The following is a 14197-nucleotide window of genomic DNA, read 5'->3' as shown; positions in this document are numbered from 1 at the left end:
ACCCACCGGTGCCCTGATACTTACTCGCTGCGCGCAGGCTGCTGCGCCTCGCTCTGCACCTGATGCAGGTGCACGTCCATCTGCGGATAAGGAATACCGATACCGTGCGCATCCAGCGTGCGCTTGAAGTTCTTCATCAGATCCCAGTAGACGTTCTGCAGATCACCGCTTTTGCTCCAGCAGCGCACCACAAAGTTCAGCGACGATGCCGCCAGTTCGTTCAGACCAATCTGGATACCCAGATCTTTCAGCACGCGCTCGTCCGCTTCCACCACTTCACGCAGCAGATCGATCACCTGATCGACATCCGCATCGTACGCGACGCCAATAATGAACTCGTTGCGGCGGATAGGTTCGCGCGAAAAGTTGACGATGTTGCCGGCGATGATTTTGCCGTTTGGCACCACCACGATTTTGCCGTCAGCGGTTTTCAGCGTGGTCGAGAAGATCTGTACATTCTGTACGGTCCCCATTACGCCACCGAGATCGACGAACTCACCGGTGCGAAATGGACGGAAGGTCACCAGCAGTACGCCTGCCGCCAGGTTGGAGAGCGACCCCTGCAGTGCCAGACCGACGGCCAGACCGGCAGCACCCAGCACGGCAATCACCGAGGCGGTCTGCACACCGACGCGGCCCAGCGCGGCAATAATCGTGAAGGCAATGATACCGTAGCGCACCAGCGCCGAGAGGAAATCAGCCACGGTGGCATCAATATGACGCGCGACCAGCAGGCGATTGACGCCGTTCGATACCACGCGCGCGATAATCATCCCGACAATAATAATGGCGATAGCCGCCACGATGTTCACCGCATAGCTGAGGATCAGCGCCTGGTTGCGCACCAGCCAGCCACCTGCATTGTTAATGCCGTCAACGACGTTAAGATCTTCCATTTGTTAGCCCTGTTGTTGAGTTTCCCGCAGGAAAGTACAAAAACTGCCAGATTCAATCCGACACTCCCGAGTACAAGGGTAAACAATAATGGGGCGAAGCGCCAAAAATGTGCTGTATAAACCGGGATTTCCAGACGGGACGCATAAAAAAAGGCCCTTTCGGGCCTTTTTTGTACGGTAAGCAAAAATTACAGTACGTCGACAGCGTTCAGCTCTTTGAAAGCCTGCTCTAAGCGCACAACCATGGAAGATTGTGCCGCACGCAGCCAGACGCGTGGGTCGTAGTATTTTTTGTTCGGGCTGTCAGCACCGTTCGGGTTACCAAGCTGACCCTGCAGGTACGCTTCGTTGGTTTTGTAGTACTGCAGGATGCCGTCCCAGGTTGCCCACTGGGTATCGGTATCGATGTTCATCTTGATCACGCCGTAGCTGATAGACTCTTCGATTTCTGCAGCAGAAGAACCGGAACCGCCGTGGAACACGAAGTCCAGCGCGTTGTGCGGCAGGCCGTGTTTCTCTGAAACGTATTTCTGCGAATCACGCAGAATGGTTGGGGTCAGTTTCACGTTGCCTGGCTTGTACACGCCGTGCACGTTACCGAAGGACGCAGCGATGGTGAAACGCGGGCTGATTTTGCTCAGCTCGGTGTAAGCGTAATCTACGTCTTCTGGCTGAGTGTACAGTGCAGAAGCGTCCATGTGGCTGTTGTCCACGCCATCTTCTTCACCACCGGTGCAGCCCAGTTCGATTTCCAGCGTCATATCCAGTTTCGCCATGCGCGCCAGATATTTAGAAGAAATCTCGATGTTCTCTTCCAGTGACTCTTCAGACAAGTCGATCATGTGTGAAGAGAACAGAGGTTTACCGGTTTTCTTGAAGTGCTCTTCGCCAGCATCCAGCAGGCCGTCGATCCACGGCAGCAGTTTCTTCGCACAGTGGTCGGTGTGCAGGATTACTGGCACGCCATACTGTTCAGCCATCAGATGCACATGATGTGCACCAGCGATTGCGCCGAAAATCGCAGCGCCCTGTGGTTTGTCGGTTTTGAAACCTTTACCGGCGATGAAGGCAGCACCACCGTTGGAGAACTGAACGATGACCGGCGCTTTAACTTTAGCCGCAGCTTCCAGTACCGCGTTGATGGAATCCGTGCCGACGCAGTTAACGGCTGGCAGAGCGAATTTGTTTTCTTTCGCTACTTTGAAGATTTTCTGAACGTCATCACCAGTGACAACGCCGGGTTTTACGAAATCAAAAATTTTAGACATGGTTGTGTCCTGTTTCGTTTATCGTCCACTCCCCAATGGGAATGCGATCTGTTCGCCCACAGCGGGCAAGCCTTCAGACAGCGCCGAAGCGCTGCCCCCAAAAATTACTGCTTCGCGCGCTCTTCCAGCATGGCAACTGCCGGCAGTTTTTTGCCTTCCACGAACTCGAGGAACGCACCGCCACCGGTAGAGATGTAGGAGATTTTGTCCTCGATACCGAACAGGTCGATAGCCGCCAGGGTATCACCGCCGCCGGCAACAGAGAACGCGTCGCTGTCTGCGATAGCGTTGGCAACGATTTCGGTGCCCTTACGGAAGTTCGGGAACTCAAACACGCCAACCGGACCGTTCCACAGAATGGTTTTTGCCTCTTTCAGCAGTTTCGCCATGTTCTGTGCGGTTTCGTCACCGAAGTCCATAATTTCTTCGTTATCCGCTACTTCGGAAACCTTTTTCACGGTTGCCGGGGCAGTTTCGGAGAATTCCGTGCCGACGCGTGAATCGGTCGGTACCGGAATGCCGTACTGGTCGCGCAGGCCTTTAGCGGCTTCCACGAAGTCTGGCTCGTACAGTGATTTGCCGACGTTGTTGTCGATCGCCACGAAGGTGTTAGCGATACCGCCACCGACAATCACGGTGTCAGCGATTTTCACCAGCGACTGCAGCACGTCGAATTTGGTCGACACTTTAGAACCACCCACCACGGCGACCAGCGGACGCTGTGGATTGCTCATCACTTTGCCCAGCGCTTCCAGTTCGGCAGACAGCAGCGGACCGGCACAGGCGATAGGGGCGAATTTGCCCACGCCGTGAGTGGACGCCTGCGCGCGGTGCGCGGTGCCGAATGCATCCATGACGAACACGTCACACAGCGCGGCATATTTCTTCGACAGGGTTTCGTCGTCTTTTTTCTCGCCTTTGTTGAAGCGAACGTTTTCCAGCACCACCAGTTCACCCGCGCCCACTTCAACGCCGTCGAGGTAGTCTTTCGCCAGGGTCACGTTAGTGCCGTTCAGTTTTTCTTTCAGGTAGTTAACAACCGGCAGGAGGGAGAACTCTTCGTTGTATTCACCTTCGGTCGGGCGACCCAGGTGAGAGGTAACCATCACTTTCGCGCCCTGTTTCAACGCCGCTTCGATGGTAGGCAGAGAAGCACGAATACGTGCATCTGACGTCACTTTCCCTTCTTTCACTGGTACGTTGAGATCGGCACGGATCAGAACGCGTTTACCAGCAAGATCCAGATCGGTCATCTTAATTACAGACATGGTGAACCCTCTCGTTGATTCTCATAAGTTTTGCCAGACGCAGTCCGCGTCTTACCTGAAACCGCTTGCGGCCATTGCTAACGTGGTGTCGATCATGCGGTTAGCAAAGCCCCATTCGTTGTCACACCAGACCAGGGTTTTGATCAGGTGGTGACCGCTGACCCGCGTTTGCGTGCCGTCCACTATGGCACTGTGCGGATCGTGGTTAAAATCTACTGAGACTAACGGTAATTCCGTATAGTCAACTATACCACGAAATGCCCCCTCTGACGCGTTTTGCAGCAACGCGTTGACCTCACACGCCTTCACCGCCTGGCGCACCGAAACGCTCAGATCAATGGCGGTCACGTTGATCGTCGGCACGCGCACCGCGATAGCCTCGAAGCGATCGTTAAATTTCGGAAAAATACGAGTAATGCCAGCGGCAAGACGCGTATCGACCGGAATGATCGACTGGCTGGCGGCACGGGTACGGCGCAGGTCGCTGTGATAGGCGTCAATCACCTGCTGATCGTGCATCGCCGAGTGAATGGTGGTCACGGTGCCCGACTCAATGCCAAAGGCGTCATCCAGCAGCTTGATCACCGGAATAATGCAGTTGGTGGTGCAGGATGCGTTGGAGACAATGCGGTCAGTTTGTTTAAGAGCCTGTTCGTTAACGCCGAACACTACGGTGGCATCCAAATCGTTGCCGCCGGGATGCGAGAACAACACTTTCTTCGCGCCAGCCTGCAGATGCGCTTCACCATCGTCGCGGCTGCCGTACACGCCGGTGCAGTCCAGCACGATATCGACATTCAGCTCGCGCCACGGCAGCGCGGCAATCTCCGCCTGATGCAGGATACGGATGGTATCGTCACCAACCCACAGCTGATCGCGCTCCTGGCGGACCTCAAAGGCAAAGCGGCCGTGGCTGGTGTCGTACTTCAGCAGATGCGCCATGCCAGCCGCTTCCGCCAGTTCGTTAATCGCCACTACGGTGATTTCCGCCCGGCGACCGGTTTCATACAGCGCACGCAACACGTTGCGCCCGATACGACCAAAACCATTTATTGCGATACGAATGGTCATCTCACTTCCTGCAGCCACACCTGAAAAAACGTGCCAAATACCTTGAGCGTTTCGCTGCGTTTTGTACAGGGAATTCTTGCCCGGTTACGGTTGCTGACGGAGAGCACACGGCTGCAACTGAAACGGTTCAGCGAGAATAAAGCATGGAAGGAATAACAGGAATGATTGCGATCAACTGTGCTGCTGATTATTGGATCTGTGTCACAAATTCAGGCACTGGAAATTATTACTGCAGGAATAATTGAACCGTTTCAGGTTGAGGTGATAACAGGTCCGCCGATCTGCTCATGGGTGGCGCGGCGCAATCTATTGCGCGTAGTTAAGCCTGAGGATGGCAGCAGAACTGCGCGATGAATCGCGCCGCTACAACGCGCAGCGGCGCGACGGCTTACGCGAAATTACAGAATCGATTTCGCGGTTTTCACCACGTTGGCCACGGTGAAGCCGAACTCTTCGAACAGCTTCTCAGCTGGCGCTGACTCACCGAAGGTGGTCATGCCAACGATGGCACCGTGCAGGCCGGTGTATTTGAACCAGTAATCCGCAATACCGGCTTCGATAGCAACGCGTGCGCCAACCGCTTTCGGCAGCACAGACTCACGATAAGCCGCATCCTGCTTATCAAACGCATCGGTAGACGGCATGGACACCACGCGCACCTTACGACCTTCCGCGCTCAGCTGCTCGTAAGCGCCGACCGCCAGCTCAACTTCAGAACCGGTCGCAATCAGAATCAGCTCCGGCGTGCCGTCGCAATCTTTCAGCACGTAACCACCGCGCGCCACGTTAGCCAGCTGCTCAGCGCTACGATCCTGCTGCGCCAGGTTCTGACGCGAGAAGATCAGGGCTGATGGGCCGTCAACGCGCTCGATAGCGTATTTCCATGCCACCGCAGACTCTACCTGGTCACACGGACGCCACAGGCTCATGTTCGGGGTGGTGCGCAGGCTGGCCATCTGCTCAACCGGCTGGTGCGTCGGGCCATCTTCACCCAGACCGATAGAGTCGTGGGTATAAACCATCACCTGACGGATTTTCATCAGCGCCGCCATACGTGCCGCGTTACGCGCGTACTCGACGAACATCAGGAAGGTTGCGGTGTACGGCAGGAAGCCACCGTGCAGCGCGATACCGTTGGCGATGGCAGTCATACCAAACTCACGCACGCCGTAATGAATGTAGTTGCCTGCGGCATCTTCATTGATCGGCTTCGAGCCGGACCACATGGTCAGGTTGCTTGGCGCCAGGTCAGCCGAGCCGCCCAGATATTCTGGCAGCAGCTTACCGAAAGCTTCGATGGCATTCTGCGACGCTTTACGGCTGGCGATTTTTGCCGGATTAGCCTGCAGCTGCTCGATGAACTTCTGCGATTCCGCCTGCCAGTTAGCGGGCAGCTCGTTGTTCACGCGGCGTTTGAACTCAGTGGCCAGTTCCGGATGCGCAGCGGCGTAAGCAGCAAACTTCTCGTCCCAGGCTTTCTCTTTCGCCTGGCCGGCTTCTTTGGCATCCCACTGTGCGTAGATTTCAGAAGGAATTTCAAATGGCGCGTAGTTCCAGCCCAGCTGTTTGCGGGTCAGTGCGATTTCGTCGTCACCCAGCGGGGCACCGTGCGAATCGTGCGTACCGGCTTTGTTCGGGGAACCGAAACCGATGATGGTTTTGCACATCAGCAGCGATGGCTTGTCGGTGACCGCTTTGGCTTCTTCTACCGCTTTTTTGATCGCGTCGGCGTCATGACCGTCCACGCCACGCACCACGTGCCAGCCGTAGGCTTCAAAGCGTTTGGCGGTGTCATCGGTGAACCAGCCATCCACGTGACCGTCGATAGAGATGCCGTTGTCGTCATAGAACGCCACCAGCTTGCCGAGCTTCAGGGTACCGGCGATGGAGCACACTTCGTGCGAGATGCCTTCCATCATGCAGCCGTCGCCCATGAACACGTAAGTGTGATGGTCTACGATGTCATGACCCGGACGGTTGAACTGCGCCGCCAGCGTGCGCTCAGCAATGGCGAAGCCCACGGCGTTCGCGATGCCCTGACCCAGCGGGCCGGTGGTGGTTTCTACGCCTGCGGTGTAGCCGTATTCCGGGTGGCCTGGGGTTTTAGAGTGCAGCTGACGGAAGTTCTGCAGCTCGCTCATCGGCAGGTCATAGCCGGTGAGGTGCAGCAGGCTGTAAATCAGCATCGAGCCGTGGCCGTTGGACAGCACGAAACGGTCGCGATCTGCCCACAGCGGGTTAGTTGGATTGTGGTTCAGGAAATCACGCCACAGCACTTCAGCGATATCGGCCATGCCCATTGGGGCACCCGGATGTCCCGATTTCGCTTTCTGTACTGCATCCATACTTAACGCGCGAATGGCGTTGGCAAGCTCTTTACGAGAGGGCATCTTCTACTCCAGGTCGGATTAATGCTCCGCCACGCTTAACTGATTGTAATTAATGAGTTATAAGGCGAAGCGAGAAAAAAGTCGCACATCAATGTACATGAAAATCGGGGCAAAAGTACATGTATCAGGATGCTAAATCTGCGGTTCAGGGTTGCATTTCGGGGCCTGTCTGCTAGCCAATCCGCCCCTGGCACGCTATAACCAATGCGTTTAAACACCTGCGTGGTTTTTCAGGTGTTTGTTTTCTCTACCTGTTACTCAAAGGATGCTGATATGAAAATTCGCGCCATGGTTGTCGCGCTGGGAATGGTTTCGCTGCTGAGCGGCTGCGAAGGAATGAATAACAACGCACTGTTGCAGTCTGGCGCGCAGGCGTTTCAGGCTTACTCGCTGAATGATGCCCAGGTTAAAGAGCTGAGCGATCAGTCATGTGCCCAGATGGATAAAGAGAACCAGCTGGCGCCGGCCAACAGCAGCTATCAGCAGCGGCTGAACAAAATCGCCGCCGCGCTGGGCGATAACATCAACGGCGTACCGGCCAACTACAAGGTGTATCTGACCAAAGACGTCAACGCCTGGGCGATGGCCAATGGCTGTATCCGCGTTTATAGCGGTCTGATGGATATGATGAGCGACAACGAAGTGGAAGGCGTGCTCGGCCATGAAATGGGCCACGTCGCGCTCGGCCACACGCGCAAAGCGATGCAGGTGGCTTTCGCGACCACGGCGGCACGCAATGCTGCGGCGTCGGTGGGCGGCGTGATTGGTTCGCTATCGCAGTCACAACTGGGCGAGATGGGCGAGAAACTGGTTAACGCGCAGTTCTCACAGACCCAGGAGTCGCAGGCGGATGACTATTCGTACGATCTGCTGAAGAAGCGCGGCATTAATCCGCTTGGTCTGGCGACCAGCTTCGAGAAGCTGGCGAAGCTGGATCAGGGCCGCCAGAGCTCAATGTTTGACTCGCATCCGGATTCTGAGTCGCGCGCGCAGCATATTCGCGACCGCATCGCGGCGGATGGTAAGTAGTAGCCGGTCTTCCCCTCACCCCAGCCCTCTCCCGCACGCGGGAGAGGGAGCAGTCCGTGCTGTTCTCACCGCTCGCTCGATCGGTTCCCTCTCCTGGGGGAGAGGGTCAGGGTGAGGGCAGCCGTCCGCACCGCGGCGGATGGTAAGTAGTCGCCGTTTTCCCCTCACCCCAGCCCTCTCCCGCATGCGGGAGAGGAAGCAGTCCGTGCTGTTCTCACCGCCCGCTCGATCGCTACCCTCTCCCGCTCGCGGGAGAGGGGGCAGTCCGTGCTGTTCTCACCGCCCGCTCGATCGGTTCCCTCTCCTGGGGGAGAGGGTCAGGGTGAGGGCAGCCGTCCGCACTGCCGCTTAACCTTTATTCGCCGCCTGCACGTGCAGCATATCCAGCGCCAGCGTCGCAGCGGCCAGTGAGGTCAGGTCGGCGTGATCGTAGCCCGGTGCCACTTCCACCAGATCCATCCCCACAATGTTCATGCCCTGCAGGCCGCGAATCAGCTTGGTGGCTTTATCGCTGGTCAGGCCGCCAATCACTGGCGTACCGGTGCCTGGCGCATGGGCCGGATCGAGGCAGTCGATATCAAACGTCAGGTACACCGGCAAATCGCCCACGGTGCGCTTCACTTCGGCCAGAATATCGTCCACGCTGCGGTCATTAACCTGCGCGGCGTCCAGCACGTTGAAGCCCAAACTCTTATCGAACTCGGTACGGATACCAATCTGCACCGAATGCTGCGGATCGATCAGCCCTTCCTGCGGCGCAGTGTAGAACATGGTGCCGTGGTCAAAAGTCGGGCCGTTGGAGTAGGTATCGGTATGCGCATCGAAGTGCACCAGCGCCATCTTGCCGAAGTGTTTGGCGTGCGCGCGCAGCAGCGGCAGCGTGACATAGTGATCACCGCCAAAAGTCAGCATGCGCTTGCCGTTCGCCAGCAGCTTTTCCGCGTGCGCCTGCAGCTTGTCGGACAGATCCTGTGAATCACCGAAGGCGTACACCAGATCGCCGCAGTCCACCACGTTGAGGCGCTGACGCAGATCGAAATCCCACGGCCAGCGGCAGCCTTCCCACGCCAGGTTAGTGGAGATCTGACGGATCGCGCCCGGCCCTAAACGGCTGCCCGGCCGGCCTGACGTTGCGGCATCAAACGGCACACCGGTAATCACCCACTCGGCGTCGCTGTCGTAAGGCTGGAAGTTCAGCGGAAAACGCATGAAACCGAAGGCGTTAGAAACCAGGGAGTTGTCGTACTGATTGCCCAGCGTGTTGTACATAACGAGTCCTCTTAAATCCTTAAATCGGTTAGCCAGTTAAGGTATAGATGAAAAAAATCCCCTCCGCGTCGTTAGGCCCGACGAGGAAGGGATTGATGGGCGTGATTATCGCCGAGATTGCCGCGCATCGCAATTAGCGCTCGCGCATCGCCTCTTTGGCCTTGTTAAACGGTTTGACCAGATAATCCATGATGCTCTTCTCGCCGGTTTTGATATCCACGGTGGATACCATGCCCGGGCTGATGGCAAAGCGCCGGCCAGCCTTGTTCTGCACATAGTCGTTATCAGTACGAATAAATACGCGATAGTAGTAAATCTCCGGTTTGACTTCGTCCTGGATGGTATCCGGCGAAATGCTTTCCACCACGCCGTTCAGGCCGCCGTAGATGGCGTAATCGTAAGCGGAGATTTTTACCACCGCGCGCTGGCCCGGATGGATAAAAGCAATATCGCGCGGCGACAGGCGTGCTTCTATCAGCAGCCGATCGTTCATCGGTACGATGTTCATCAGCTCACCGTTGGGCGGAATCACCCCGCCCACCGTCGAGACTTTGATGTTTTTCACGATGCCGCGCATCGGCGCGCGGATGGTCAGACGCGTTACGGTATCTTCGCGTCCTTTAATCACCTGCGCCAGGCTGTCGGCTTCGGCGCTGGCCTTCGCCAGCTCTTCGCGCGCCTGCACATAATACTGCGAGCGCATATCGGTAAGTTTCAGCTCAAGGTCGGACTTATCGCGCTGTAAGCGCAGCACTTCCACGCTGCTGGCGGCACCGGTTTTCGCCAGCCGCTGGGTGATCGCCAGTTCGCGATTAGCCAGCGCCAGCGACTCCTTAAACTGCCGGGTTGCATCATTGAGCTGGGCGCGTTTGGTGTTATACAGCCGGGTTTCCGCCGCGATAAGATCCGGGTAGCCCTTCAGCTCGGCGGGAAACGTAAGCGGATCATCGTTTACTTCCGCACGCAGGCGCGAAGCCGCTGCCAGTGCGGCCCGGTAGCGCGCCGCGCTCTCGCCGACGCTGGACTGCGAGCGTGTGGCATCCAGTTTCGCCACGATCTGCCCGGCCTGCACGCGATCGCCCTCATGCACGTACAGTTCCGTGAGAATGCCGCCCTCCAGCGACTGCAGCACCTGCTCGCGCGAACTGGGGATCACCTTCCCGGTGCCGGTTGAGACCTCATCCAGCATGCCAAACCACGCCCACACCAGCGCCACCACGATCAGCGCGGTGCTGATGATGATCAGCCGCACTGCGCCGGTGTAGTGGCTTTCCGATTTCAGTTCACCGAGCAGATCGTCGGACGAATCCACTTCCGCGGCGGTCACCAGCCGCAGTTTTGCCGGCAATTGTTTCATCATGCCTGTCCCTCCCCCGCCGCTCCGCTGGCGCGCGGTGCCGGCAGCGCGTTCTCTTTCGGGCTGTCCATTACCAGCTGCCCCTCTTTCAGCACCAGTATGCGATCCACCAGCGACAGAATCGCCGCGCGGTGCGTCGCCACGATCAACGTGCGGCCATTCAGCCAGGCGCCCAGCCGCTCAATAAAATCCTTCTCGGTATGATCGTCGAGCGAAGCGGTCGGCTCATCCAGCAACACGATATTAGGATCGCGCAGCAACATGCGCGCCAGCAGCAGCGACTGGCGCTGGCCGCCGGACAGCCCGACGCCCCCCTCCATTACCGGATGATCGAGCCCAAGCGGCAGACGGCGAATAAAATCGGCCCCGCCACTGACCGTCAGCGCGGCAAAAATCGCTTCGTCGGTAGCGTGCGCCGCGCCCATGGTGAGGTTTTCCCGCAGCGTACCGTGGAACAGCCGCGCGTTCTGCGTCAGTAGCCCGACGTTGCGCCGCACGTCCGCGACATCAATATGCGGCAGGCTGAGGTTGTCCAGCCGCAGCTCGCCGCCCACCAGATCCATGCCGCCGGCCATCGCCTGCAGCAGCGTGGATTTACCGGAGCCGTTGCGCCCCAGCACGGCGATGCGCTCACCCGGCTTGATGGTCAGCGTCTTGATGCGTAGCGCCACCGTCAGCGAATCGCTGTAGTAGCGGAACATGGCATCGGTGAACTGATAGTGGCCAAACAGCACCGGACAGTGAATGCGCGTTTCGTCTTTACTGTTCTCCACCGGCAGATTCATCAGCGCATCGAGGCTGCTCTTCGCCGCTTTTACCTGCTGCCAGCGCGCCAGCACGCCACACAGCGTCGCCATTGGCGCAATCATGCGCGAAGACAGCAGCGACGCGGCGACAATCGCCCCGGTGGTGATATCGCCGTTGATCACCATCGGCGCCCCGACCACGATCACGCTGGCGTACACCAGTCCCTGAATGGTGACGCCCCAGCTGATCAGCGCATGCATCACTTTGCGCATCTCGACGCCCGACTGCGCGGTGATGCGGATATAGCTGTTCCACTGCTGCAGAAAGCGGTCCTCCGCCTGCATCAGCTTGATATCTTCCAGCCCCTGCACGCTCTCCACCAGCACTGCGTTGCGCAGCGTCGACTCTTTCAGGTTTTGCTGCGCCAGCTTCGCCAGTTTTTTCTGGCTCAGCACGCCGGGCAGGATCATCAGCAGCACTGCCACGGGCGCGATCCACGCCAGCTGCGGCGCGATGATCGCCATCACCAGCATAAACAGCAGGAAGAACGGCATATCGACAATCGCCGTCACCGTGGTCGACGTCACCATTTCGCGCACCGCTTCCAGCTCGCGCAGCTGCGAGATAAAGGTGCCGGTCGATCGCGGCACCGCGCTGTTACGCAGCCGCAGCGCGTGGCCGAACACGCGATCGGAGACGCGCATATCGGCGCGCTTGCCGAGCAGATCGGTGACGTGATCGCGACCGACGCGCAGAATATAGGTGAACACCACCGAGAGGATCACCCCGATATACAGCACGTACAGCGTGGGGTACGACTGCGCCGGGATCACCCGATCGTACACCTGCATCGAGAAGATGATGCCGACCAGCGCCAGCAGGTTGATCAGGAACGATCCCAGCATCACGTAGCCGTAAGGACGCATGTCGTGCAGCACGAGACGGCGCAGCCAGTCGGGTCTGACCGTAGCGAGATAGCGATCGACACGGCTATCTTTGGCGGCCGTCACCGGGCGCAGCGCCGCGGCGTAGCGGATCTGCGGCAGCAGCGTGTTCAGCGCGATCGGCGCCGGTTGTTCATCGCCGGCCAGGTGCACGCGCACCGTGTCATCGCCATCAAAGCTGGTGATGACGCCGACCTGGCCGTCGCTCAGTTCCACCGCCAGCGGCAAGCGCCAGCTGCTGATCTCCCACTGATGCTCTTCATACAGCTGCAGCGACAGTCCGGCCTGACGCGCCAGATGGCGCAGCGCTTTATCACGTGACTGTTTGCCCTGCCATTCGCTGGCAGCCATGATCATGCCCGGCGAGCACGGCAGGCGATAATGGGTCGCGATGAGAATAATGGCGGTGGCCCAGCCGTGTAGCGGCACCTCGCCACCGGCGGCGCTGGCGGGATTGCCATTGGGTGCGTCCGGAATCTGTAATTGCGTCATGGCTGGATCTCCACGGACTGGATGCGCTGGTTATTCAGCGCAAACGCTGACCGCATCTGCCCGGTGCTGTATAAGCAGTCGAGCTGCAGTGAACGTAACTGACTGATGGTTTGCTGCATGGCGAAGCGCGTCTGAAACACTTCCTGTTCGGCGTTGAGCACGTCCAGCAGCGGACGGGTGCCGAGCTGCAGATACTGGTCCTGATACAGCTGCTGCGTCTTCTCGCCCAGCGTCTGCTGACGCGACATGATCGCCAGGCTCTGCGACAGGCTCAGCGCTTCGGTTTGCGATTCGCTGAGCTGCTGCTGCGCTTTGAGGCGCGCCGAGTTCACCGCCGCATTGGCCGCCTGCAGCGCGCTGGCCGCCGCATCGCGCGCCGCGGTAATGCCGCCGCCCTGATACAGCGGCATCTCAACTTTGACGAACGCGGAATACTGGGTGCGGTCGAGCGTTTCGCTGCCGGAGTAGTGATTGTTGAGGTAATGCGTGACCTGCGGTTCCAGCGAAATAGTGGGTAAATTCTGCGCGTTGGCGTTATCCAGTTTGGCCTGCGCCTGCCGTGCCTGCGCCCACGCCGCCAGCACCGCTGGATTGGATTTGTCGTCAGCTTTGCCCACCGCGCAGGCGCGCGTCAGGCTGGGCGGAAACGCATCGCTGACCTTCTTCACCAGTGGCCAGCCGAGATAGCTGGCCAGCGTGGCACGCCAGCGGTTGAGGCTGGCCTGATACTGGGTCAGCGTGGTGCGCGCCCCTTCGATACGCGCGTCAGTCTGCGTGGCGTCCGAGAGCGATGCCGCCCCCTCTTCATTGCGCTGACGCGCCAGATCGCCAATCTTACTCAGCGCCGTCAGCTGATCCTGGGCGATCTTCACCAGCTGCTGATAGCCCTGCACCTGCACCAGCGCGGCGGCGGTGTCGTGCGCGACGGTATCAATACTCACCAGCACGCTGGCCTGCTCCTGCGCCACCCCGGCTTCGGCGGAGCGCACCGAACTGCTGACTTTGCCGAAGTCATACAGCATCTGTGATACCGACAGCACAAATGACGGGCTGAAGCCTTTCTCGCTGTAGGCGTTGCTGTAGCCGTTGTTCATGCCGGCGCTGATTTGCGGATAGTATTTGGCCTGCGCCACATCGACCTGGCTGGCCTGCTCCAGCATTTTGCCAATCGCCTGTGCGATGTCCGGATGCCACTGGATGGCGCGCTGTACGGCCTGGTTAAGGGTTAAGGTATCCGGCACGTTAGCCAGCGCGGGTTCGGCCACCTGACCGGTTAAGGAGGGAAGATCCTGCTGCTGCGCCAGACCGGCTGAGGTTATGCGCCCCGCCTGCGTCACGGCATCACTGGCAGCCATAAGATGAGAACTGTGAAAAAACACAATGCCAGCACACAGGGCGCTGAGCTTACAGGTACGGCGAGTTGTTGCGCCTGATTGCATCAGATCCATCGATTGTTCACCAGTAAA

The 14197-nt window shown here is 58.5% G+C and carries 10 protein-coding genes; 1 reads left to right on the top strand and 9 read right to left on the bottom strand.

Annotated features, from left to right (window positions below; translation table 11 throughout):
* Positions 1 to 20: 20 nt before the first annotated feature.
* From mscS to tkt, 5 genes are all read right to left on the bottom strand, one after another.
* Positions 21 to 896: a small-conductance mechanosensitive channel MscS gene (gene mscS, locus C1N56_RS03785; protein ID WP_021506650.1), complete on the bottom strand. Its 876-nt coding sequence runs from the start codon at positions 894 to 896 to the stop codon at positions 21 to 23.
* A gap of 188 nt (positions 897 to 1084) precedes the next feature.
* Positions 1085 to 2164: a class II fructose-bisphosphate aldolase gene (fbaA, locus tag C1N56_RS03780; protein WP_058757103.1), complete on the bottom strand. Its 1080-nt coding sequence runs from the start codon at positions 2162 to 2164 to the stop codon at positions 1085 to 1087.
* A 104-nt stretch (positions 2165 to 2268) separates the two neighbouring features.
* Positions 2269 to 3432 carry a phosphoglycerate kinase gene (gene pgk / locus C1N56_RS03775; RefSeq protein ID WP_058771544.1) on the bottom strand — a complete coding sequence of 388 codons (1164 nt, stop codon included), beginning with the start codon at positions 3430 to 3432 and terminating at the stop codon, positions 2269 to 2271.
* Between the two features lie 51 nt (positions 3433 to 3483).
* Positions 3484 to 4503 carry an erythrose-4-phosphate dehydrogenase gene (gene epd / locus C1N56_RS03770; RefSeq protein ID WP_058771543.1) on the bottom strand — a complete coding sequence of 340 codons (1020 nt, stop codon included), beginning with the start codon at positions 4501 to 4503 and terminating at the stop codon, positions 3484 to 3486.
* Positions 4504 to 4901: 398 nt separating this feature from the next.
* Positions 4902 to 6893, bottom strand: coding sequence for a transketolase (tkt, locus tag C1N56_RS03765; RefSeq protein ID WP_058757105.1), 1992 nt, complete (start codon positions 6891 to 6893; stop codon positions 4902 to 4904).
* 273 nt (positions 6894 to 7166) lie between these two features.
* On the opposite strand from tkt, the gene C1N56_RS03760 reads away from it, so the two are divergent.
* Positions 7167 to 7922 carry a metalloprotease LoiP gene (locus C1N56_RS03760; protein WP_127834527.1) on the top strand — a complete coding sequence of 252 codons (756 nt, stop codon included), beginning with the start codon at positions 7167 to 7169 and terminating at the stop codon, positions 7920 to 7922.
* 348 nt (positions 7923 to 8270) lie between these two features.
* Here the strand turns inward: C1N56_RS03760 and speB are convergent, their stop codons facing one another.
* The 4 genes from speB to C1N56_RS03740 form a co-directional block, all read right to left on the bottom strand.
* Positions 8271 to 9191, bottom strand: coding sequence for an agmatinase (speB, locus tag C1N56_RS03755; RefSeq protein WP_021506644.1), 921 nt, complete (start codon positions 9189 to 9191; stop codon positions 8271 to 8273).
* Positions 9192 to 9324: 133 nt separating this feature from the next.
* Positions 9325 to 10548: an HlyD family type I secretion periplasmic adaptor subunit gene (locus tag C1N56_RS03750; protein ID WP_394517446.1), complete on the bottom strand. Its 1224-nt coding sequence runs from the start codon at positions 10546 to 10548 to the stop codon at positions 9325 to 9327.
* A complete protein-coding gene (locus C1N56_RS03745) occupies positions 10548 to 12731 on the bottom strand; it encodes a type I secretion system permease/ATPase (RefSeq protein WP_021506642.1) in 2184 nt (727 codons plus the stop codon). The genes C1N56_RS03750 and C1N56_RS03745 overlap by 1 nt, the downstream gene beginning before the upstream one ends.
* On the bottom strand, positions 12728 to 14179 hold the full coding sequence (locus C1N56_RS03740) for a TolC family outer membrane protein (RefSeq protein ID WP_031279469.1): 1452 nt from the start codon (positions 14177 to 14179) through the stop codon (positions 12728 to 12730). The genes C1N56_RS03745 and C1N56_RS03740 overlap by 4 nt, the downstream gene beginning before the upstream one ends.
* Positions 14180 to 14197: the final 18 nt, after the last annotated feature.

The sequence above is a fragment of the Pantoea sp. SGAir0175 genome (assembly GCF_043547855.1).
The sequence above is the reverse complement of the archived record's forward strand: the minus strand, read 5'-3'. Positions and strand labels throughout refer to the sequence as shown.